This window comes from Streptomyces mayteni (assembly GCF_054783955.1).
On the sequence record NZ_BAAGPR010000045.1, the window covers coordinates 22,740 to 43,598 of the forward strand.

At 72.4% G+C, this 20,859-nt stretch carries 20 protein-coding genes; 8 read left to right on the top strand and 12 right to left on the bottom strand.

The window, feature by feature from the left end; genetic code table 11:
- Positions 1-89: 89 nt before the first annotated feature.
- The 5 genes from ACYVPE_RS20370 to ACYVPE_RS20390 form a co-directional block, all read right to left on the bottom strand.
- Positions 90-1,568 carry a DUF2079 domain-containing protein gene (locus tag ACYVPE_RS20370; protein WP_461035083.1) on the bottom strand — a complete coding sequence of 493 codons (1,479 nt, stop codon included), beginning with the start codon at positions 1,566-1,568 and terminating at the stop codon, positions 90-92.
- A 156-nt stretch (positions 1,569-1,724) separates the two neighbouring features.
- Positions 1,725-2,222 (bottom strand): GNAT family N-acetyltransferase, encoded by a 498-nt coding sequence (locus ACYVPE_RS20375; protein ID WP_461035084.1) that lies wholly within the window; start codon positions 2,220-2,222, stop codon positions 1,725-1,727.
- Positions 2,223-2,460: 238 nt separating this feature from the next.
- Complete coding sequence (locus ACYVPE_RS20380; RefSeq protein WP_461035085.1) at positions 2,461-2,652, bottom strand: CstA-like transporter-associated (seleno)protein; 192 nt, start codon at positions 2,650-2,652, stop codon at positions 2,461-2,463.
- Positions 2,649-4,781, bottom strand: a complete 2,133-nt coding sequence (locus ACYVPE_RS20385) for a carbon starvation CstA family protein (RefSeq protein WP_461035111.1) — start codon at positions 4,779-4,781, stop codon at positions 2,649-2,651. The genes ACYVPE_RS20380 and ACYVPE_RS20385 overlap by 4 nt, the downstream gene beginning before the upstream one ends.
- A gap of 761 nt (positions 4,782-5,542) precedes the next feature.
- Positions 5,543-6,325, bottom strand: a complete 783-nt coding sequence (locus ACYVPE_RS20390; protein ID WP_461035086.1) for a GntR family transcriptional regulator — start codon at positions 6,323-6,325, stop codon at positions 5,543-5,545.
- 270 nt (positions 6,326-6,595) lie between these two features.
- Between ACYVPE_RS20390 and ACYVPE_RS20395 the strand changes: the two genes are divergently transcribed.
- The 5 genes from ACYVPE_RS20395 to ACYVPE_RS20415 are packed head-to-tail and all read left to right on the top strand — an operon-like array spanning position 6,596 to position 12,330.
- On the top strand, positions 6,596-7,861 hold the full coding sequence (locus ACYVPE_RS20395; RefSeq protein ID WP_461035087.1) for an extracellular solute-binding protein: 1,266 nt from the start codon (positions 6,596-6,598) through the stop codon (positions 7,859-7,861).
- Between the two features lie 22 nt (positions 7,862-7,883).
- Positions 7,884-8,873, top strand: coding sequence for a carbohydrate ABC transporter permease (locus ACYVPE_RS20400; protein ID WP_461035088.1), 990 nt, complete (start codon positions 7,884-7,886; stop codon positions 8,871-8,873).
- The gene (locus tag ACYVPE_RS20405) at positions 8,870-9,697 is read left to right on the top strand and encodes a carbohydrate ABC transporter permease (RefSeq protein ID WP_461035089.1); all 828 of its coding nucleotides are present in this window, start codon (positions 8,870-8,872) and stop codon (positions 9,695-9,697) included. The genes ACYVPE_RS20400 and ACYVPE_RS20405 overlap by 4 nt, the downstream gene beginning before the upstream one ends.
- A gap of 9 nt (positions 9,698-9,706) precedes the next feature.
- Entirely contained in the window at positions 9,707-11,260 is a 1,554-nt protein-coding gene (locus tag ACYVPE_RS20410; protein ID WP_461035090.1) for a glycoside hydrolase family 3 protein, read from the top strand.
- A gap of 44 nt (positions 11,261-11,304) precedes the next feature.
- On the top strand, positions 11,305-12,330 hold the full coding sequence (locus ACYVPE_RS20415; protein ID WP_461035112.1) for an SIS domain-containing protein: 1,026 nt from the start codon (positions 11,305-11,307) through the stop codon (positions 12,328-12,330).
- Positions 12,331-12,360: 30 nt separating this feature from the next.
- Here ACYVPE_RS20415 and ACYVPE_RS20420 read toward each other — a convergent pair whose 3' ends face one another.
- Positions 12,361-13,119 (bottom strand): SDR family oxidoreductase, encoded by a 759-nt coding sequence (locus ACYVPE_RS20420; RefSeq protein ID WP_461035091.1) that lies wholly within the window; start codon positions 13,117-13,119, stop codon positions 12,361-12,363.
- Positions 13,120-13,199: 80 nt separating this feature from the next.
- Between ACYVPE_RS20420 and ACYVPE_RS20425 the strand changes: the two genes are divergently transcribed.
- Together ACYVPE_RS20425 and ACYVPE_RS20430 are read left to right on the top strand one after the other, a co-directional pair.
- Complete coding sequence (locus ACYVPE_RS20425; RefSeq protein ID WP_461035092.1) at positions 13,200-13,859, top strand: TetR/AcrR family transcriptional regulator; 660 nt, start codon at positions 13,200-13,202, stop codon at positions 13,857-13,859.
- Positions 13,860-14,183: 324 nt separating this feature from the next.
- Positions 14,184-15,683 carry a sensor histidine kinase gene (locus ACYVPE_RS20430; protein ID WP_461035093.1) on the top strand — a complete coding sequence of 500 codons (1,500 nt, stop codon included), beginning with the start codon at positions 14,184-14,186 and terminating at the stop codon, positions 15,681-15,683.
- A 295-nt stretch (positions 15,684-15,978) separates the two neighbouring features.
- Here the strand turns inward: ACYVPE_RS20430 and ACYVPE_RS20435 are convergent, their stop codons facing one another.
- Both ACYVPE_RS20435 and ACYVPE_RS20440 read right to left on the bottom strand, forming a co-directional pair.
- Positions 15,979-16,236 (bottom strand): WhiB family transcriptional regulator, encoded by a 258-nt coding sequence (locus ACYVPE_RS20435; protein WP_062206726.1) that lies wholly within the window; start codon positions 16,234-16,236, stop codon positions 15,979-15,981.
- A 340-nt stretch (positions 16,237-16,576) separates the two neighbouring features.
- Positions 16,577-17,548: a diacylglycerol/lipid kinase family protein gene (locus tag ACYVPE_RS20440; protein ID WP_461035094.1), complete on the bottom strand. Its 972-nt coding sequence runs from the start codon at positions 17,546-17,548 to the stop codon at positions 16,577-16,579.
- A 62-nt stretch (positions 17,549-17,610) separates the two neighbouring features.
- On the opposite strand from ACYVPE_RS20440, the gene ACYVPE_RS20445 reads away from it, so the two are divergent.
- Positions 17,611-18,054 (top strand): hypothetical protein, encoded by a 444-nt coding sequence (locus ACYVPE_RS20445; RefSeq protein ID WP_461035095.1) that lies wholly within the window; start codon positions 17,611-17,613, stop codon positions 18,052-18,054.
- A gap of 47 nt (positions 18,055-18,101) precedes the next feature.
- On the opposite strand, the gene ACYVPE_RS20450 is transcribed toward ACYVPE_RS20445, so the two are convergent.
- The 4 genes from ACYVPE_RS20450 to ACYVPE_RS20465 form a co-directional block, all read right to left on the bottom strand.
- The gene (locus ACYVPE_RS20450; protein WP_461035096.1) at positions 18,102-19,103 is read right to left on the bottom strand and encodes an RNA polymerase sigma factor SigF; all 1,002 of its coding nucleotides are present in this window, start codon (positions 19,101-19,103) and stop codon (positions 18,102-18,104) included.
- Positions 18,992-19,405 (bottom strand): ATP-binding protein, encoded by a 414-nt coding sequence (locus tag ACYVPE_RS20455; protein ID WP_311598832.1) that lies wholly within the window; start codon positions 19,403-19,405, stop codon positions 18,992-18,994. Before ACYVPE_RS20455 ends, ACYVPE_RS20450 begins: the two co-directional genes overlap by 112 nt.
- A gap of 276 nt (positions 19,406-19,681) precedes the next feature.
- Positions 19,682-20,167 (bottom strand): NUDIX domain-containing protein, encoded by a 486-nt coding sequence (locus tag ACYVPE_RS20460; protein WP_461035097.1) that lies wholly within the window; start codon positions 20,165-20,167, stop codon positions 19,682-19,684.
- A 10-nt stretch (positions 20,168-20,177) separates the two neighbouring features.
- Positions 20,178-20,801: a TetR family transcriptional regulator gene (locus ACYVPE_RS20465; protein ID WP_461035098.1), complete on the bottom strand. Its 624-nt coding sequence runs from the start codon at positions 20,799-20,801 to the stop codon at positions 20,178-20,180.
- Positions 20,802-20,859: the final 58 nt, after the last annotated feature.

A 20,859-nucleotide genomic window follows, 5' to 3' on the forward strand; every position in this document is an offset into this window, starting at 1 on the left:
CCGTTCACCTGGCGCCCGAGGGCGCGCGGCGGTGGCGCGACGTCAACCCCGAACCTTCGCTCGTGTGCGATAGCGAATGTGCGGGTGGGTCAGTCGCGGCGCAGCACCCAGAATCCGGCCTCACTCGCCGTCACCCGGTAGGCCGCCTCCGGATACAGCTGTCGGGCGTACGCCACCATGCCGGCCGCGTCCCGCGCGGGATCGTAGTAGGCGATGTACTCGGGCGCCGACCCCTCGGTGTCGCCGATCCAGAACACCCGGCAGCGCTGGGTGAGATGGGAGATCGGCCGGACGTTGGCCGCGACGTCCGCCCCGTCGGGGACGGCGGCCAGCACGCGCTCGCCGGCCTCGGCCGCGGTGCCCGGCCGGTAGGTGTCGGCGTGGGTGAGGGTGGCGATCGGCTGGTAGGCGCTGAGAGCCAGCGCGGCGGCCAGCGCGGCGGCCGGCAACTGGCGGGCGTAGCCGCGCAGCCAGGGGCGCCGTGAGGCGCCCGAGCGGGCGATCGCGTCGGCCAGCGCGAGCGCCGTGACGGGCATCAGCACGGCGCTGTAGTGGAAGTCGATGCCCCAGTAGTTCGGCTCCTGGGAGACGAACCGCCAGGCGATGGTGGGCACCACGACGAGCAGCAGCGGCGAGCGGAGGGCCAGCAGGCCCGTGGTGGGCACCAGGATCCACAGCAGGGTGCGGACCTTCTGGTCGACATCCGTGAACAGCGCGTCGAGCGGGCCGCCGCCCTCGTCCACCTTGGCCCAGTAGTCGTAGTCGCCGCCGGCGTTGAAGGCCGGTATCACCACGGCAATCACCAGGGCGCAGGCCAGCACCGCGAGGCCGGCCACCGCGAGCGCGGCGCGCGGCGCGCGGACGTGCCCGGCCTGCTGCGCCCGCCACGCCACCACCAGAGCGATGACGGCGACCGTCATCCCCAGGTCCTCCTTGACCAGCAGCAGCGGCAACGCCCAGCAGAGCGCGGCGCGCCAGCGCTCGCGGACCACGGCCTCCAGCGAGAACGCGATCAGCGGGACGGCGAAGCAGATCTCGTGGAAGTCGAAGTCGACCGCCTGTTGCATCCCCCAGGAGAGCCCGAAGGCCGCCCCCACGGCCGCCCCGGCCGGCCGGCCGAGCAGGAACGCGGCGCCGCGGGTGACCGGCAGCACCGCGAGCGCGAAGAGCGCGGCCTGGACGACGAGGAGGGTGACGGGCGTCGGGAAGACCCGGTAGAACGGCGCGATCAGCGCGGTGATCGGGCTGAAGTGGTCGCCCAGTATCGGGAACCCGGGACCCTTGAGGTCGGCGACCGGCTCCTCGAGCCGGGCGTAGGCGCTGATGGCCTGCTCGAAGATGCCGAGGTCCCAGGACCGGTTCTCGTAGCGCAGGTAGCGGGTGACGGACAGCAGCGCGTAGACGACGAAGAACCCGAGCGCCAGCAGCACGCCGTCCGAGGGCGGGCGGAACCGGGACCGCGCCGGGCGCAGGCCGGTGCCGGTGCCGGCGGCCGGCTCCTGGCGGTCGCCGCCACCGCTCTCCGTGCTGGAGTTCGAGGTCGAGGTCGTCGAGGTGGTGCTGGTCATCGGGACACCGCTGCGGTCACGAGGGTCGGGGCGCGAGGGCGGCGTGGTACGAGGGCCCAGCCCCACCCCGCCGCAGGAATGACGTCCGAGCGGCCCCGACGGTTCCCGACCCGCCCTCGATCGTGGCGTGGGGCGGCGTGGGGGCGCGTGGCGCCGCTAGCGCAGCGGCAACGTGGCGTGCACCGCGACGCCGTCAGGGTGGCGGCACAGCGTCGCGCCGAGCCGCCGGAGAATCGCCACCGCCGCCCCGTTGTCGGCCGTGGTGTCGGCCACCAGCAGCCGGCCGCCGGCGCGCCGCGCCTCCGCGCACAGCAGCCGCAGGGCCGCAGTGCCGATCCCGCGCCCGCGCCGGGAGCGCCCCAACCAGATGCCGGTCTCCAGCACGTCGGGGCCGCCGGCCCTGGCCAGCCGCACGGAGCCGACGACCAGCCCGCCGTCCGCCACGGCGTAGGCGGCCTCGCCGGCCGGCCCGTCGAGCCCGGCCAGGCGGGCGCGGTGCCAGGCCAGGAACGCCTCCCGGCGGTCGGCCGTCCACCCGGCGGGGCCGGCCACCGGCGGCATCACGTCCTCCGGGGGCGCGTCCGCGACGGCCGTCGCGAGCAGCGCGGCCAGGTTCTCCTCGTCCATCGGGCGCAGCGCCACCCGCTCGTCCATGTCCCGCCCTCTCGCCCGGTGCCGTCCCGCCCCGATTCTCGGGATGCGGGACACCACCACGCCAACGGTTTCGCCCTCGCCCACGCCCTCCCGGCCCATGCCCTCCCGGCCCGTGGCCTCTCGGGCCGGGGCGGATGGCCGACCGCCGGCCCGCCGCGTGGTCCGGCGGTCGGGGTGCCCTCCCACCCGGACGGGTGGGAGGGCGGGGAGGTCTCCGCCGAGCCCGCCCGGCAAGGGGCTAGCAGCAGACGCCGCCCCCGTTCCGCGGGTCGCCGTAGCGCCGTTCCATCCGTTCCCTTTCGAACGCGCGACGGGAGGGGACGGGCGCCGCCGCGTCGGCCTCGCGTACCCGCGCGACATGGCGGGCGTAGGCGTTCTCGCCGGTCAGCTCGGTGACGTACCAACGCAGCCAGGCCACCGCGCGTCTCATTCGCCGGCCTCCGCCTTCGCCGTGGCCCGTGGACCGGTGGACTGCTCGGGGATGCCACCGCCCGGGCCGAGCCCGGCGGCGACCAGTTCGGCGCGTTCCTCCCTGGTGGGGATCAGGCCGGCCGGGGCGACCAGCTTCGAGGGGACGTGCGGGGACTCCGCCAGCCGGACGGAGTCCGGGTTCCGCACCGCCCGCACGCACACCCGCAGGGCGTCGGCGAACACGATCAGCACCAGCGTCGCGAGCACGGCGGAGATCACGGCGTCGACCGTGGCGTTGGTGACGATCGTCCGCATGTCGGCCATGTCCGCGGCGCCGGGCAGCAGTTGGTCGGCGTCGATGCCGTCCTGGTACTGGTTGCGCCGGGCCCAGAAGCCGACGGCCGGGTCGCCGGAGAACACCTTCTGCCAGCTCGCGGTGAAGGTGACCACGGCGAGCCAGGTCAGCGGCACCAGCGTCACCCAGACGTGCCGCAGCCGCCCGGACTTCACCAGCAGCACCGTGCAGACGGCCAGCGCCACCGCCGCGAGGAGCTGGTTGGAGATGCCGAACACCGGGAACAGCGTGTTGATGCCGCCGAGTGGATCGTTGACGCCGACCCACAGCAGATAGCCCCAGAGGGCGACGACGACGGCGCTGCTGAACGCGATCCCCGGTAGCCAGTTCGTCGCGCGCATCCGGTCGAACCTGGGGTGGATGGAGGCCACCGCGTCCTGGACGATGAAGCGGCCGACCCGGGTGCCGGCGTCGATCGCGGTCAGGATGAACAGCGCTTCGAACATGATCGCGAAGTGGTACCAGAAGCTCATCATCGCGTCGCCGCCGAGGATGTCGGCGAGGATCGCCGCCAGGCCGAGGGCGAGCGTCGGGGCGCCACCGGTCCTGGAGAGCAGCGACTCCTCCTCGACGGACTCGGCGGCGGCCGCGAGTTGGTCGGGGGTGACCGTGAAGCCCCAGGACGAGATGGTCTCCGAGGCCGACTGGAGGGTGTCGCCGATCACCGCGGGCGAGACGTTCATCGCGAAGTAGACGCCGGGGTCGAGCACACAGGCCGCGGTGATCGCCATGATGGCGACCCCGGACTCCATCAGCATCGCGCCGTAGCCGATGGTGCGGACCTGGGTCTCCTTCTGGATCATCTTGGGCGTGGTGCCGGACGAGATCAGCGCGTGGAAGCCGGAGACCGCGCCGCAGGCGATCGTGATGAACACGAACGGGAAGAGCGAACCGGCGAAGACCGGCCCCTCGCCGTTGCCCGCGAAGTCGGTGACCGCCTCCATCTGGAGCCCCGGCAGGGTGACCACCAGCGCGAAGGCGAGCAGCACGATGGTGCCGATCTTCATGAACGTCGACAGGTAGTCACGCGGCACCAGCAGCAGCCACACCGGGGCGACGGAGGCCGCGAAGCCGTAGATCACCAGGCAGATGACGAGGGTGCGGGGTGAGAGCGTGAAGGTGTCGGCCAGGCCGGAGTTGGCGACCCAGCGGCCGGAGGCGATGGCGAGCAGCAGCAGCGCGACGCCGATGACCGTCACCTCCGCGACCCGGCCGGGGCGCAGATAGCGCAGGTAGACGCCCATGAAGAGGGCGATCGGAATGGTCAGGCCGACCGAGAACGTGCCCCAGGGCGACTCGGCGAGCGCGTTGACGACCACCAGGGCCAGCACCGCGAGCAGGATGATCATGATGGCGAAGACGGCGACCACGGCGGCGATGCCGCCGACCGGGCCGATCTCCTCGCGGGCGATCTGGCCGAGCGACTTGCCGTCGCGACGGGTGGAGAAGAAGAGCACCACCATGTCCTGGACGGCACCGGCGAAGATGACGCCGACGATGATCCAGATGGTGCCCGGCAGATAGCCCATCTGGGCGGCGAGCACGGGGCCGACGAGCGGGCCGGCGCCCGAGATGCCGGCGAAGTGGTGGCCGAGCAGCACCCGGCGGTCGGTGGGGTGGAAGTCCACGCCGTCGTTGACGCGTTCGGCCGGCGTGGCGCGGGTGGGGTCGGCGCGCAGGACGCGGGTCTGGATGTAACGGGCGTAGAAGCGGTACCCGATGGCGTACGAGCCGAGCGCGGCCGCCACCATCCAGGCCGCGGACACCTCCTCGTCGCGGTAGAGCGCCAGCATGGACCAGCCGACGGCGCCGATGAGGGCGACCGCTGTCCAGATGGCAATGGAGCGTGGTCGTGCGTGCGTGGGGAATTGCACGGTGGTCTCCCGCCTGTCCTCCTTGACTGACTGGCCGGAATCTAGGCCAGCGCGCGGCCGTTGACCAGGGGCGGACCGCACGTTGCCGCGCCACCGTCCTCGAAGAGGGGCCGGGCCGTTGCCGTTGCCGCGTCCGGTGAGGGCGGGGGCCGGCAGCGCGTCGGCGGGCGTGGACGGCCGACGCCGTGCGCCAGCGAGGTGACGGCGCCGGTCCCATGCGGCAGAGCCGCCCCAACGCCCCGGCGGGCCCTGCCGGTTGGCACGAGCCGCCGGGCCCCCGGCTCGGCCGCCTGGCCGGTCAGGTGCCGGCGGCGGGCGGCAGGTGTGGACGGCTGACGCCGTGGGGCGGGCGGGAAGCCGCCGCAGGCCGGTCGCCTGCGGCGGAGCCCAACGCCCCGTCCGGCACCGCCGGTTGGGCCCAGACGGCTGGCGCCGGCCCCCGGCTCGGCCGGGAGTTGGCCGCGCTCCCCGGCACCGGCCGCCGGGCCGGGGACAGGTACCGGCAGCGGCCGGACGTCTCCCGCCCCGTTGCCGCCGGCTACGGCCGGTCTCGTGAGCCCTGGCTCGTGCCGGCTCGGGCCTCTGGCCACGGCCTTGGCCGTGTCCCGTTGATCGGGCCGCTGGGAACGTGACCCGGCGGAGGCCGCTGGTCAGGCCGGGCCGGGCCGGGCCGGCAAGGCTCAGGCCAGGCCCGGCCTGGCGAGGTTGGCGACGAACTTGTAGCGGTCGCCGCGGTAGACGGAACGGACCCATTCGACGGGTTCGCCGGCCGTGTCGCGGGAGTGGCGGGAGAGCATCAGCATCGGGAGGCCGACGTCCGTGCCGAGGAGGCCGGCCTCGCGGGGGTTGGCGAGCGAGGTCTCGATGGTCTCCTCGGCGCTGGCCAGGTGGACGTCGTAGACCTCGGCGAGCGCCGTGTAGAGCGAGGTGTAGCGGACCAGGCTGCGCCGGAGGGCGGGGAAGCGCTCCTGGGACAGGTGGGTGGTCTCTATCGCCATCGGTTCGCCGCTCGCCAGACGCAGCCGCTCGATGCGCAACACCCGGCCGCCCTGGGCGAGGTCGAGCAGGCGGCTGAGGCGTTCGTCGGCGGTGATGTAGCCGATCTCCAGCAGCTGGGAGGTGGGTTCGAGGCCCTGGGCTCGCATGTCCTCGGTGTACGAGGTGAGTTGGAGGGCCTGGGAGACCTTCGGCTTGGCGACGAACGTGCCCTTGCCCTGGATGCGTTCGAGGCGGCCCTCGACGACGAGTTCCTGGAGGGCCTGCCTGACGGTGGTGCGCGAGGTGTCGAACTCGGTGGCCAGGGAGCGCTCCGGCGGCACCGGGGTGCCGGGCGGGAGGGTCTCGGTCATCTGCTGGAGGTGGCGCTTGAGGCGGTAGTACTTCGGGACCCGCGCGGTGCGGCTGCGGTCCGGTCCTTCCGTGCCGGTGGGTGAGCCCGTGACCGTCGCACCGTCCCTCGCCATACCACGCCTTCCCGAGTCGTTCTTCCGCGCAGTGCGCCCCTTGGCGGGTTCCGCGTTCTCAGCCGTCACCGGCTCCTCCGAGACTTCGCAGTTCACATCGTGGCATGGGCCCGAGTTCGGTGCTGCTCCCGAACAGATGTCGGTCCGGTAACGGACAGCATGCACCGCTCGTGGACTCTTGACACCCCGACTTGGTCTAGTCCAAGCTCCCGGGCAACTGGTCTACACCTCTTGTATCTCCACCATTAAACGTTACGGAGGCTCGGGATCGTGAAGCGCAAGCTGGTCGCCGCCGCCGGCATGATGACCCTGACGGTCACTCTGGCGGCCTGTGGCGACGACGGCAGCAGCGGCGCCGGGGGTGGCGGGAGCTCGGACTCCATCACCGTCTGGCTCATGGACGGCTCGGCGCCCGACACCTGGGTCTCCGAGCTCAACGCGGCCTTCGAGGCCGAGCACGGCGTCGAGGTCAACGTCGAGATCCAGCAGTGGGACGGCGTCCAGGACCGGGTCACCACGGCCCTGTCCGAGGACGGCACCGTCGACGTGCTGGAGATCGGCAACACCCAGACCGTGGGGTACGCCAACACCGGAGGCCTCGCCGACCTCGGCGACTTCGCCGACGAACCCTGGAACGAGGCCATGCTCGGCTCGGCCAGCGTGGACGACACCCTGTACGCCGTGCCCTGGTACGGCGCCAACCGCGTCGTCATCTACGACCGGGGCATCTGGGAGGAGGCCGGCGCCGAGGTGCCGACCACCAGGGACGAGTGGATCGCGGCGCTGGAGGCCATCGAGGCCAACACCGACGCCGAGCCCATCTACCTCCCGGGGCAGAGCTACTACGTGATGGGCGGCTTCGTCGCGGACGAGGGCGGCAACTTCGCCGTGGAGGACGGCGACAGCTGGGCCGGCGCGCTCAACACGCCGGCCGGCGAGGCCGGGATGGACTTCTACGGCCAGCTCCAGGCGTTCTCCAACTCGCCGACCGACATCGACGAGGCGTCCCCGCAGCAGTCCACCGAGGTGGTGCCGAGCGGGAACGTGGCCTCCTGGATCGGCCTCGGCTGGGAGGCGGCCGGCGCCATCGCCGCCATCGAGGAGCAGGGCGGCGAGGCCGACTTCGGCTACTTCCCCATCCCGGGCAAGACCGCCGACCAGCTCGGCCACGTCTTCCTCGGCGGCTCCAACCTGGCCGTCTCCGAACGGGCCGGCAACCGCGAACTCGCCGACGAGTGGCTGCGGATGGCCACCTCGCAGGAGTGGGCGCAGCGCTACGTGGACGCCAACGCCGGCGGCGTGGTGCCGAACCGCACCGACGTGACGGCCGAGCCCGAGCCCGGCAGCTTCGCGGAGGCCATGGTCGCCTCGGCCGACGTCGGCTTCCTGCCGCCGCTGACCACTGGCTGGGCCAATGTCGAGACCGAGCCCAACCCCATAAAGGAACTGATGACCAAGGCGCTCAACGGCGAGGACTACCAGGGCGCCGCCGAGGAGGCGGACGCGGAGATCAGCGACCGGATCAACCGCGAGTAGCGCTCCGCGAGGACAGAACCTGATGACAGTCGACATCGAGGAAGCCTCCCCCGCCCCGTCGCGCGGCACCCCGCGCGGCGGGCGGGCCGCGCCCGGGTCCGGCGGCCGCTGGCGGCCGCCGGGCGGCTGGGTGCCGTACCTGCTGGTCGCGCCCGCCGTGCTCGCGATGCTCGCGGTGCTGGGCTACGCCCTGGTCAGGAACCTGCTGATCTCGTTCCAGGCGTTCGGCCGCCGGCAGCTGATCTCCCGCACCACCGAGTGGACCGGGTTCGACAACTACCGGGCGGTGCTGGAGAACGACCGGTTCTGGGACTCCCTGATCCGCACCGTGGTCTTCATGGCCGTCAACGTGGTGCTGATCATGCTGATCGGCACCCTGATCGGGCTGCTGCTCAACCAACTCGGCCGGCGGATGCGGCTGCTGCTCGCCATCAGCCTGGTGGCGGCCTGGGCGATGCCGGTCATCGCCAGCACTACCGTCTTCCGCTGGCTGTTCGACACCCAGTTCGGCGTGGCCAACTGGGCGATGCGCGGCCTCGGCTTCGAGGGCTACGAGCAGCACAACTGGTTCGCCAGCGGCGCCTCGACGCTGGCCATCGTCACCGCGCTGATCGTCTGGGCCTCGGTGCCCTTCGTGGCACTCAACCTCTACGCCGGCCTCACCACCATCGGCGGCGAGATCTACGAGGCCGCCCGGATGGACGGCGCCAGCGGCTGGCGCGTCTTCTGGTCCATCGTGGCCCCCATCATGCGGCCGTTCTTCCTGATCACCACGTTCCTCGAGATCATCTGGGTGTTCAAGGCGTTCGTCCAGATCTACGCCCTCAACGGCGGCGGCCCCGACCGCGAGTCGGAGACCCTGCCGGTGATGGCCTACATCGAGGGCATGGGCCAGAACCAGTACGGCACCGGCGCGGCCATCTCCGTGCTCACGCTGCTGATCCTGCTGGTGGCCATGTCCTTCTACTTCCGCCTGATCCTGCGGCAGGAGAAGGAGACCGAGACCCCATGAACGCCCGCACCCTGGGACGGCTGTGGCGGAACGGCGTGGCCCTGCTGCTCGCCGCCGTGTTCCTGTTCCCCGTCTACTGGATGTTCTCCACCTCCTTCAAGAGCAACTCCCAGGTGCTCACGAGGGATCCGGTCTTCTTCTTCACCCCGACCTTCGAGCACTACTCCACCGCCACCGGCGTCGAGCTGTTCTGGACCTATGTGACCAACAGCGTGCTGGTGACCCTGGGGGCCGTGCTGTTGGCGCTCGTGGTGGCGCTCGCCGCCAGCTTCGCGCTGGCCCGGATGCGGTTCCGCGGGCGGCGGGGAATGGTACTGGCGGTGATGATGGCCCAGATGGCGCCCTGGGAGGTGCTGATCATCGTGGTCTACCTCAACGCCCGGGACCTCTCCATGCTCAACAGCCTGGGCACCCTCGTCCTCGTCTACTTCGTGATGGCCCTGCCCTTCACCATCTGGACGCTGCGCGGCTTCATCGCCGCGGTGCCGAGGGAGCTCGAGGAGGCCGCGCTGATCGACGGATGCGACCGGTTCCAGGCGTTCCGGCGGGTGATCTTTCCCCTGTTGGCCCCCGGCCTGATGGCCACCTCGCTGTTCGGGTTCATCATGGCGTGGAACGAATACGCCATGGTGCTGGTCATCAACAAGGCCCCGGACGCGGCCACCCTGCCGCTGTGGCTCACCCAGTTCCAGACGAACTTCGGCAACGACTGGGGTGCCACCATGGCCGCCTCCTCGCTGTTCACCGTTCCGGTGCTGATCGTCTTCCTCATCCTCCAGCGACGGGTCACCGGCGGCTTGGCCGCGGGGGCCGTGAAGGGATAACGCCCAGCGATGACCACCCTGGCACGCGACTCCGACACCCTGACCCGGGACGCCCTCGCCGTCCTCCAGCCCACCTTCGACGGCACCACCACCGCCCCCGACTGGCTGCTGCGCCAGCTGGAGAACGGCATGACGGGGGTGGGCCTGTTCGGCAGGAACGTGGTCTCCACCGCCCAACTGGCCGGCCTCACCGCCCAACTGCGGGCGGTCCGGCCCGACGTGCTGGTGGCGACGGACGAGGAGGCGGGCGACGTGACCCGCCTGGAACGGCTCGGCGGCTCCTCCTTCCCCGGCAACCTCGCCCTCGGCAGCGTCGACGACCCCGAGCTGACCCGCGCGGTGGCGGCCCAGGTCGGCCGGCGCCTCGCCGAGGCCGGCGTCTCCGTCAACTGGGCGCCCTCGGCCGACATCAACACGGACCCCGGGAACCCGGTGATCGGCGTCCGCTCCTTCGGGCAGGACCCGGAGCTCGTGGCCCGGCACACGGTCGCCTTCGTGACGGGGTTGCAGAGCGTCGGCGTCGCCGCCTGCGTGAAGCACTTCCCGGGCCACGGCAACACCAACGTGGACTCCCATCTCTCGCTCCCGCGCATCGACATCGACCTCGACACCCTCCACCAGCGCGAACTGGTGCCCTTCAAGGCGGCCATAGCCGCCGGAAGCCGCTGCGTGATGAGCGCGCACATCCTCATCCCCGCCCTCGACCCCGACCGGCCGGGCACCCTCAGCTCCACCGTGCTCACCGGACTGCTGCGCGCCCCGGTGGCCGACGGCGGCCTCGGCTACGACGGAGTGATCTACTCCGACGCCATCGAGATGAAGGCCATCGCCGACACCTACGGCCTGGACCGCGGCTGCGCCCTCGCCGTCGCCGCCGGGGCCGACGCCATCTGCGTCGGCGGCACCCCCTCCGACGAGGCCGAGGTGCTGCGGCTGCGCGACGCCATCGTGCGGGCCGTGCGCGACGGCGAACTGCCCGAGGAGCGGCTGCACGACGCGGCCGAGCGGGTCAGGGCACTGGCCCGCTGGACCACCGAGGCCCGCGCCCAGGCCCCGGCCGCCGAGGCGGACGGCGACGCCATCGGCCTCGACGCCGCCCGCCGCGCGGTGCGCCTCACCCCGGCGGCCGGCGGCGCCCCCTTCGAGCCGCTCGACCGGGCCCCCTACGTGGCCGCCTTCACCCCGGCGGCCAACGTCGCCGCGGGCACCCAGACCCCGTGGGGCGTGGCCGCCGAGCTGGACCGGCTGCTGCCCGGCACCAGCGCCGGCGACCACACCCACGCCGACGCCGAACGTGCCGGCACCGAGGGGCTGGTGGCCGAGGTGCTGGCCGCCGCCGCCGACCGCCCCGTCGTCGCCGTGGTCCGCGACGCCCACCGCCACCCCTGGATGGCGGACGCCCTGGCGGCCCTCCTCGCCGCCAGGCCAGAGACGGTGGTGGTCGAGATGGGCGTGCCGCACGCCCTCCCGGTCGGCGCCCTGCACGTCGCCACCCACGGCGCCGCGCGGGTCTGCGGCCGGGCCGCCGCCGAGGCCATCACCGGCCACGGGGCGGCGCGTTGACCGCCGGCCGGGCGGCCCCCGACGGGCACCTGCCGGGCAGTGTGATGGCGGCCGAGATGGCCGAACAGCCCGCCGTGCTGCGCCGGATCCTCACCGACGGGGCGGCGCCCATCCGCGCCGTCGCCGACCGGATCGCCGCCAGGAACCCGCGCTTCGTGCTGCTGACCGGCCGCGGCACCTCGGACAACGCCGCCCTCTACGCCAAGTACCTGCTGGAGATCCTGCTCGGCAAGCCCTGTGGCCTCACCTCCATGTCCACCACCACCGCCTACGGGGCCCGGCCCGACCTGACCGACTGCCTGGTGATCGCCGTCAGCCAGTCCGGCGGCTCACCCGACCTGGTGGCCTCCACCACCGCGGCCCGCGACGCCGGGGCGATCACCCTGGCCGTGACCAACAACCCCGGATCCCCGCTGGCCGCCGTCAGCGAGTTCCACATCGACGTGCTGGCCGGGCCCGAGAACGCGCTGCCGGCGACCAAGACCTACACCGCGGAGCTGCTGGCCCTCTACCTCCTGGCCGAGGCCCTGCGCGGCGGCGACGGCGCGGCCGCCGCCGGCCGGCTGCCCGAGCTCGCCGAGCGGATCCTCGACCGGCGGGACGAGGTGCGCGCCCTGGCCGGCCGCTACCGCTTCGCCGAACGCATGGTCATCACCTCCCGTGGCTACGGCTATCCCACCGCCCGTGAGGCGGCGCTCAAGCTGATGGAGACCAGCTACATCCCGGCCCTCGCCTACTCCGGCGCCGACCTGCTGCACGGACCGCTGGCCATGGTCGACAACGTGTCCCCGGTGATCGCCATCGTGCCCGCCGGCCGGGGCGGCCAGGCGCTGCGCCCCGTGCTCGACCGGCTGCGGGACCGGGGAGCCGACCTGGTCGTGGTCGGGCCCGCGCACCAGGCCGAGGCGGCCTCCGCCGGGTTCGCGCTGCCCGCCGAGGGGGTGCCCGAGGAACTCCAGCCGATCCTGGAGATCCTTCCGCTGCAGCGCCTCGCCTACGAGGTGACCCTGGCGCGCGGCCAGGACCCGGACGCGCCACGGGCACTGGCCAAGGTCACCGAGACCCGCTGACGGCGAGCCCGACGAGGACCACGGGGGGCGTCAGAGCAGGGCGCCCCCCGTGGCGTCTATCCACTGGCCGGTGATCCAGCGGCTGTCGCCCGAGGCCAGGAAGCCGGCGATGTCCGCCACATCGGCCGGCATCCCGACCCGGCCGAGCGGCGACTGCCGGGCCGTGGCCTCGCGGGCCACCGCGCTGGACCGCAGCCAGCTCGCGTTCATGTCCGTGTCGATGGCGCCGGGGGCCACCGCGTTGACCGTGATGCCGCGCGGGCCGAGCTCCTTGGCCAGCACCGTGGTGAGCTGGTCGAGAGCGCTCTTCGTCATCGTGTAGGCGACGAGCCCGGGGATCGAACCCGGCTGGTGCGTCAGCCCGGTGGACACGTTGATGATCCGGCCGCCGTCCCGCAGCCGGCTGAGGCCGCGCTGGATCACGAAGAACGGCGCCCTCGCGTTGACCGCGAACATCCGGTCGAACGCCGCGGGGCTGGTCTCCGCGAAGCCCTCCCGCGCCTCGACCACCCCCGCGTTGTTGACCAGGATGTCGACGCCTTCCGCATGGGCGTCGAACGCGGCCCACAGCGCCTCCGCGTCGCCCGGCTCGCCGAGCTCGGCCCGGATGGCGAAGGCGCTGCCGCCCGCGGCCTCCACGGCCGCCACCGCCTCCTTCGCCGCCACCTCGTTCGACCCGAAGTGGACGGCGACCCGGGCGCCCTCCCGCCCCAGCCGCTCGGCGATCGCCCGCCCGATGCCCCGGCTGCCGCCGGTGACCAGCGCCGTCTTCCCGCTGAGTGATCCCATCTCGCTCTCCGAATTAACTAGTGGTCGCTACAGAAGTGACCCTAGCAGCCATTCCCGAGCGATCGCTATAGAATTCCCCCGTGAGTGGGAGACAGCGCGGCAGACCACGGTCCTTCGATCGGGAGACGGCCCTGGAGAGGGCCATGCGGGCCTTCTGGGAGCACGGCTACGAGGGCACCTCGGTGGCCGACCTGACCCGGGCGATGGGCATCGGCGCGCCCAGCCTCTACGCGGCGTTCGGCGACAAGAAGACGCTCTTCGAGGAGGCCACCGAGTCCTACGTCCGGCAGTACGGCGGGTTCGTCGGCCGCGCGATGGTCGAGGAGCCCACGGCCAGGGCGGCGATCGGCCGTGCCCTGCGCGAGGCCGCCGTCGAGTACACGGAGCCCGGCAGGCCCACCGGCTGCCTGGTGATCTCAGCGCTCGTGACCTACTCGGAGTCCGCCGAGGAGGTGGCCGAGGGGTTGCGCGTGATGCGCGAGCACAACGTGGCCGCCTTCGAGCGGCGCGTCCGCCAGGACGTCGACGCCGGCCTGCTGCCCGAGTCCACCGACGCGACCGCGCTCGCCAGGTTCGCCGGCGCCGTGATGCAGGGCATGAGCCAGCAGTCGCGGGACGGCGCGAGCCGGGCGGAGTTGACGGCGGTGGCCGAGGCCGCGATGGGCTGCTGGCCGGCCGAGCGGGAAACCGAGCCGAAAGCCGAGCCGAAAGTCGAACCGGAACGGGCGCGGGAGCCCTGAGACACCCGCGGGCCGCGGCGCCGGCGAGGGACCCTCAACCCTCTCGGCACCGCAGCCCGGAGCGATACGGGCCCGTTGACGCCGTCAGGGCAGAGAGCGCCAGGGGCCTCGCTCTGCCCTCCTGTGCGGGGAGGGCAGAAGTCTCAGAAGCCTCATTGTCGAGTCCCCCCATTCTGAACCGCGCCCGCCGCGTGTGTCCATGCTCTGAAGGGACTTCCTGCCCACACCCGCCGCGCGCCATCGTTTCTTGAGCGCATCCACCGGCGCGCGCTCCCGGATGGCCGCCGCCCCGACCGCGGCGTGCGCCCCCGGTAAGCTCGCGGTGTGCCATCCATGAACGACCTCGTCCGCCAGCACACCGACCTCGGGGAGCGCGACCTCGAGTGGCTCCACCTGCTGGTCTCCGAGTGGCAGCTGCTCTCGGACCTGTCCTTCGCGGACCTGGTCCTGTGGCTGCCCACCCGGGACGGCACCCGCTACGTCTCGGTCGCCCAGATGCGGCCCAACACCGGCCCCACCTCCTACCAGGACGACATGGTCGGCCACCTGGTGCCCCGCGGCCGCCGCCCGCTGCTCGACGTCGCCCTCGACGAGGGCCGGATCGTGCGCGAGGGCGACCCGGAGTGGCGTGAGGAGGTGCCGGTGCGGGTGGAGTCCATCCCGGTGCGCCGGGAGGGCCGGGTGCTCGGCGTGATCGCGCGGAACACCAATCTGCTGACCGTGCGCACCCCGAGCCGCCTCGAACTCACCTATCTGCAGAGCGCGTCCGACCTGGCCCAGATGATCGCCGCCGGCAGCTTCCCGTTCCCCGGACAGCAGGTCGGCATGGACCGGGCCCCCCGGGTCGGCGACGGCTTCATCCGGCTCGACGCGGAGGGCGTCGTCCTCTACGCGAGCCCCAACGCGCTCTCCGCCTACCACCGGCTCGGCCTGGCCGCCGACCTCGTCGGGCTGCCGCTCGGGCCGACCACCGCCGACCTCGCGCCCACCCGGGGCGCGGTCGACGAGTCGCTGGTCAAGCTCGCCAGCGGCTGGGCCCCCCGGGAGGCCGAGATCGAGGGCAACGACTGCGTGATCCAGCTGCGCGCCATCCCGCTCAAACCCAAGGGGGAGCGCATCGGTTCGCTGATCCTGCTCCGCGACGTGACCGAGCTGCGGCGCCGCGAGCGGGAGTTGATCACCAAGGACGCCACCATCCGGGAGATCCATCACCGGGTGAAGAACAACCTGCAGACGGTGGCCGCCCTGTTGCGGCTCCAGTCCCGGCGGATCGGCGCCACCGGCGACAGCAGCGCCCAGGCCGCGCTCGACGAGGCGGTCCGCCGGGTCGGCTCGATCGCCATCGTCCACGAGACGCTCTCCCAGAACCTGGACGAGCGGGTGGAGTTCGACGAGATCGCCGACCGGGTGATCGCCATGGTCGCCGAACTCTCCCCGGACGGACGGGTGTCGGCTCGCCGCGCCGGGAAGTTCGGGATACTCGACGCCGAGACCGCGACGCCGCTCTCCATGGTGCTGACCGAGGTGCTGCAGAACGCGCTCGAGCACGCCTTCGGCCCCGACCAGCAGGGCACCATCGAGGTCGGCGCCACCCGCGGCGAGGTCAGGCGCGGGCGCGGCCGGCTGCTGGTCACCGTGCAGGACGACGGGCGCGGCCTGCCGGCCGGCTTCGATCCGCGCAGCGGCGGCAACCTCGGGCTGCAGATCGTCCGGACGCTGGTGGAGGGGGAGTTGGGCGGCCGCTTCGACATGGTGCCGGTCGGCGAGGGCACCAGCGGCACCCGGGTGGTGCTCGACATCCCGCTGGAGCAGCACAAGCGCTGACCGCACGGACACCGGGCGGGAGTTGGGCGAAGGCCAGGCGAAGGCACGGTCACAGGTGTGACCGGCGGTGCGGTCCCCGGAGATGTGGTCTCGATGGTGCGGACAAGCGAAAGCCCCGATCCGGCGTGGCCGTTGCCACGGGATCGGGGCTCAACGCTTGTTCGCGATCCGCACCCTGGGTGCTACGCGTGCTGCGACTCGGGGCAGCTGTGGGGGGCTCTCCCGGCGGCGCCGTCCACTTCTGGGACGTCAGCCACGAGAGGGGGGCGACCGTCAGCAGGTCATCGGACGGTGCTCAGGCCGTGGCCTTGCGCGCCCGGTTGCGAGCGGCGCGGCGCTTCATCGCACGGCGCTCGTCCTCGCTCATGCCGCCCCAGACACCGGAGTCCTGGCCGGACTCCAGAGCCCACTGCAGGCACTGCTCCATGACGGGGCAGCGGCGGCAGACGGCCTTGGCTTCCTCGATCTGCAGCAGCGCAGGACCGGTGTTGCCGATGGGGAAGAACAGCTCGGGGTCTTCCTCGCGGCAAACGGCGCTGTGACGCCAGTCCATGTCTGCTCCATCTCCTGCACGTTGCAGTTACATTGCTTGTGAATGTGAACGCTTTCACGAATCCCCCGACAAAAGACGACCGGTTGCTCGGATGGTCTTCTGACGGCGACCTGAGGAGGTCTGCAATCCCGCTGGGCGGAGAAGGGGGGTTCGGGCTCTCAAGGTGCCGATGGTTCGGCCGTCCCGATCGCCATGAAGAGGTTCGCAAACCTCGGCGGCGGATACAACCCCTTCCGGAAAGTTTTTTTTGAATCCTTGGTGTCGCCTTGCTCACAGCCCTACTTCCCTCGGGTGGGGTCTGCGCTAAACGTTCGAGTGCAAGGACTTTCCGCCGTTCTGCTCACACAATCACACGCAGTGCACGGCGCACGCCTGTGAACGAGACACTGGTTCGCAGCCCCAGGTGGTCACCATCAAGCTGAAACGGCTGTGGCGCCTGCGATTGCAAGGTGAAGCTCGTCTCATCGTGCAGGGACACGACATGCTTGCCGCTCATCCCGCGCTCCGGCGACGAGGACAGCAGCTGGGTGGTGAAACGGGCCAGCGCGGCGGATGACAGCCGGGTAACGGCCGTGAGGTCGAGCCCGGTGTCGAAGGAGGCCCGGGGCGCCGCGTAGATCGGTCGGTTGCCGAAGAAGGTCCACGGCGCGGTGTTGCACACTATCGTCAACACCAGCCCGTCCACCGGGGCTTGGCCGTCCCGCAGCAGGCTGATCGTGCCGTGGTGGCGCTGCTGCCGGTCGTCCGTGAAGTGCCGCACCGCCTGCCGCACATAGAGGGAGTGCGTGGAGCGCTTCCCACGCTCCCGATGGGACTCCACGCGCCCGATCACCCCGGCGTCGAAGCCGAAGCCGGCGCAGAAGGTGAACCAGCGCGCGGGGATCTCGGCGTCCGCCGAGCCGGGGGTGCCGGTGACCAGGCCGAGGCCGATCTCCCGGGAGCTGTCGTCCCGCAGCGCGCCGAGCAGCGCGCCCGTGGCCTCCACCGCGTCGTTGGGCAGGCCGAGCGCCCTGGCGAACACGTTGGTCGAGCCGCCGGGGACCACGGCGAGGCTCGGCAGCCGGCCGCCGTTGGGGCCGTGGTGCAGCAGCCCGTTGACCACCTCGTTGACCGTGCCGTCTCCGCCGAGGGCGATCACCAGGTCCGTGGTGCCCTGCTCGGCCGCCTGGCGGGCGAGCTCCCTGGCGTGACCGCGGTACTCCGTGGCGGCGACCTCCAGTTTGAGGTCGCTGGCGAGGGCGTGGGCCAGCACGTCACGGGTCCGCGCACTGGTGGTGGTGGCGACCGGGTTGACCACGAGAAGTGCGCGCATGAAGTGCAGAGTACCCAGGCCAGGGCGGTGGGGGCGGCGGCGCCCGGCGCTACCCTGGCCAGGTGAGCGAGAACGGCGGTGGGGGAGCGGCCCCCGAGATGATCGACCGGCCGCGCACGGTGAGCGTCGCGGCGCTGCTGTGCGGGCTGCAGGGCGTGGTGGTCGCGGGTCTCGGCGTGGTCCTGCTGGCGCTCGCGGTGCTCGACGAGCCGGCGGACATGGCGCAGGCGGTGACCGGCGCGCTGACGGTGTCGGCGCTCGCGGTGCTGCCGCTGGCCGCCGGTCACGGGCTGTGGCGGCTGCGTCGCTGGAGCCGCGGCCCCGCGGTGGTGATGCAGCTGCTCGCGCTGCCGGTGGCCTTCACGCTGCTGGGCAGCGGCCGGCTGTGGCCGCTGGCCGCGGCAGGGCTCGGGGTCTCGGCGGTGGCCGTGCTCGGCTGCCTCGTCAACCCGACCGCAACCGCGGCCCTCGGCGTCGGCCCGCCGGGGCCCGAGCGGGCCGGCTAGGCGGATCCGGCGGCCCCGACGCGCCGCCGCCCCCTACTCCCTCACCCCTACTCCTCGACGAGCAGCTTCTCGCGGAGCTGGGCGAGGGTTCTGGCCAGCAGCCGGGAGACGTGCATCTGGGAGATGCCGACCTCCTGGGCGATCTGCGACTGGGTCATGTTGCCGAAGAACCGCAGCAGCAGGATCTTCTTCTCCCGCGGCGGCAGCTCCTCCAACAGCGGCTTGAGGGACTCCCGGTACTCCACGCCCTCCAGCGCGTCGTCCTCGGCGCCCAACGTGTCGGCGACGGCGGGGGATTCGTCGTCGGTGTCCGGCACGTCGAGGGAGAGGGTGCTGTACGCGTTGGCCGACTCCAGGCCCTCCAGCACGTCCTCTTCCGAGATGTTCAGCCGGCGGGCCAGCTCGTGCACGGTGGGCGCGCGGCCGTGCTGCTGGGAGAGCTCGGCCGTGGCCTGGCCGAGCGAGAGCCGGAGCTCCTGCAACCGGCGCGGCACCCGGACCGCCCAGCCCTTGTCGCGGAAGTGCCGCTTGATCTCCCCGACCACGGTGGGTGTGGCGTAGGTGGAGAACTCGACGCCGCGCTCGGGGTCGAACCGGTCCACGGACTTGATCAGGCCGATGGTGGCGACCTGGGTCAGGTCGTCGAGCGGCTCGCCGCGGTTCCGGAAGCGCCTGGCGAGATGCTCCACCAGCGGCAGGTGCATCCTGACCAGGCTGTTGCGCAACTCGGCGCGCTCCGCCGACCCCTCGGGCAGACCGCGCAGCTCGATGAAGAGTTCGCGGGCGGCGGTCCGGTCGTGCGGATCCGGCACGACGCGGCGCGGCGCCGGCCGCACCGGCTCCGACTGCCCGGGGATCGCGGCCGCTGGCGCGGTCGCCGTCTGTTCCACCTCGTTCACCTCGGCCCCCTCATCGTGTGACGGGCCCCGATCGCCGGTCACGGCGCTCCGGGGGCGGCGCCGCGCTTCTTGTGCAGGCTGATGCTGACCGTCTTGTCCTCGCCGACGGCCGACTCGACCTCGCCGGCCAGCGCGGTCAGCACCGTCCACGCGAAGGTGTCGCGCTCCGGCGCGTGCCCCTCGGTGGTCGGCGCCGAGACGGTGACCCGCAACGCGTCGCCCACGAGCGTGAACACGCAGTCGAGGACGCTGCCTGGCTTGGCCTGTTGCAGCAGGATGGCGCACGCCTCGTCGACCGCGATGCGCAGGTCCTCGATCTCGTCGAGGGTGAAGTCCAGCCGGGCCGCGAGGCCGGCCGTGGCCGTGCGCAGCACCGACAGATAGGCGCCGGCGGCCGGCAGTCGGACTTCCACGAAGTCCTGCGATCCGGGCTCACCTGGGATTGGGGACACCCTCACCTCCACAGAGACTCACACTTATTGAGCGCTCCCTGGCACCTGCCGGATGCCCTGGTACGCCCTGTGACGCTACCGCGATCCCCGGCACGCTGTCGCCTGCCGTGAGCAGCGCCGGCGGACCCCGACCACCTCGACGGTATTACTCATCGTAATGCATCAGGTGCTTACTGTGGCCAGGGGTGCGGCGTCAATTCCTCGGCGACGACGCGGCGTTGCGGGGTGGGGCAGCGCCATGATCATTGATCGTACTGCGCCCGCGGCGCGGTGCCGTCAGGCCCAGCCGGGCAGGGTGATCTCGGGGACGCCCGACAGGCACCGCTGGATGACCCGCTCCTCGCCGAACACCAGCGGCTCCGGTATCGCGGTGACCGGCACCCACTCGACCCGGGAGTGCTTCTCCGGCTCCAGGTTCCGCAGGGTGCCGCTCCACCGGTGGGCCGTGAAGATCACCGTGACGAAACCGTTGGGCGACTCGACGCCGTGGGCGCCGTGCACCACGTGGGTCAGGCGCAGGTCGGCCGGGTCGACCACCAGATCCGTCTCCTCCCTGAGCTCGCGGACGGCGGTGACGGTGACCGGCTCTCCCGGATCGCTCTTGCCGACCGGCAGATCCCAGTGGCCGGGGGCGAACTTGGCCTTCGGGCCGCGCTGGAGCAGCACGACGCGCTCCGCCGCCAGGTCGTGCACCAGCACGGCGGCGGCCAACAGGGTCATCGAGCGGGTCGCGGGGGGCAGGGAAACCTCGGGTGGTGCCATGCCCGCCACCCTAGGACGTGCCACCGACAGCGCCGCCGGCGCCCGGGGGCTCCAGCAGCGCGAAGGCGCGCGCCAACAGCGCGGCCCGGTCGGCCTGCCCGCCGGTGCGCAACCACTCGTCCGCAGCGGCGTCCAGCGCCGTGGCGGCCGCGCCGGTGAGCAGATCGGCGGTGAACGCGTCGAGGCGCGCGCCGGGGCGTGTACGCAGCGCCTCGGCGACCAGCGCGCGCAACTCGTCCCGCTTCTGCGCGAGTCGGGCGCGCAGCGCCGGGGACGACTCGATCAGCCGGAGCCCGGGCAGCTCGCGCTGGGCGGCGTGGATCCGGTCCTGCCAGCCGGCCAGCGCCGTGGTCAGGCTCCGCCAGGGCGGCTCGTCGGCGGGGCGCGCGCGGATCTCCTCCGCGATCCGCGCCGCCATCAGCTCCAGCTCGCCGAAGACCACGTCCTCCTTGGTCGGGAAGTACCGGAAGAAGCTGCGCTTGGACATGCCGGCCGCCCGCGCCACGTCCTCGACGGTCGTCTCCTCGTAGCCCCGGGTCGTGAACAGGTCGAGCGCCAGCCCGGCCAGCTCGTCCCTGACCGCGCGCCGGGTGCGTTCGCGCAGGCCACCGGGCTCCTCCTCGTCGCTCCGCATCCCCCGAGTCTAGGGAGTCGGGGCGCGGTGGCTAACATGTCACCCGGTGACAATCGAG

Coding starts and splice junctions, on each gene's coding strand:
- ACYVPE_RS20370 (WP_461035083.1), bottom strand. CDS start 1,568: ATGACCAGCACCACCTCGACGACCTCGACCTCGAACTCCAGCACGGAG.
- ACYVPE_RS20415 (WP_461035112.1), top strand. CDS start 11,305: ATGGCGGCCGAGATGGCCGAACAGCCCGCCGTGCTGCGCCGGATCCTC.
- ACYVPE_RS20375 (WP_461035084.1), bottom strand. CDS start 2,222: ATGGACGAGCGGGTGGCGCTGCGCCCGATGGACGAGGAGAACCTGGCC.
- ACYVPE_RS20440 (WP_461035094.1), bottom strand. CDS start 17,548: ATGCGCGCACTTCTCGTGGTCAACCCGGTCGCCACCACCACCAGTGCG.
- ACYVPE_RS20420 (WP_461035091.1), bottom strand. CDS start 13,119: ATGGGATCACTCAGCGGGAAGACGGCGCTGGTCACCGGCGGCAGCCGG.
- ACYVPE_RS20380 (WP_461035085.1), bottom strand. CDS start 2,652: ATGAGACGCGCGGTGGCCTGGCTGCGTTGGTACGTCACCGAGCTGACC.
- ACYVPE_RS20410 (WP_461035090.1), top strand. CDS start 9,707: ATGACCACCCTGGCACGCGACTCCGACACCCTGACCCGGGACGCCCTC.
- ACYVPE_RS20390 (WP_461035086.1), bottom strand. CDS start 6,325: ATGGCGAGGGACGGTGCGACGGTCACGGGCTCACCCACCGGCACGGAA.
- ACYVPE_RS20460 (WP_461035097.1), bottom strand. CDS start 20,167: ATGGCACCACCCGAGGTTTCCCTGCCCCCCGCGACCCGCTCGATGACC.
- ACYVPE_RS20400 (WP_461035088.1), top strand. CDS start 7,884: ATGACAGTCGACATCGAGGAAGCCTCCCCCGCCCCGTCGCGCGGCACC.
- ACYVPE_RS20465 (WP_461035098.1), bottom strand. CDS start 20,801: ATGCGGAGCGACGAGGAGGAGCCCGGTGGCCTGCGCGAACGCACCCGG.
- ACYVPE_RS20385 (WP_461035111.1), bottom strand. CDS start 4,781: ATGCTGGCGCTCTACCGCGACGAGGAGGTGTCCGCGGCCTGGATGGTG.
- ACYVPE_RS20405 (WP_461035089.1), top strand. CDS start 8,870: ATGAACGCCCGCACCCTGGGACGGCTGTGGCGGAACGGCGTGGCCCTG.
- ACYVPE_RS20435 (WP_062206726.1), bottom strand. CDS start 16,236: ATGGACTGGCGTCACAGCGCCGTTTGCCGCGAGGAAGACCCCGAGCTG.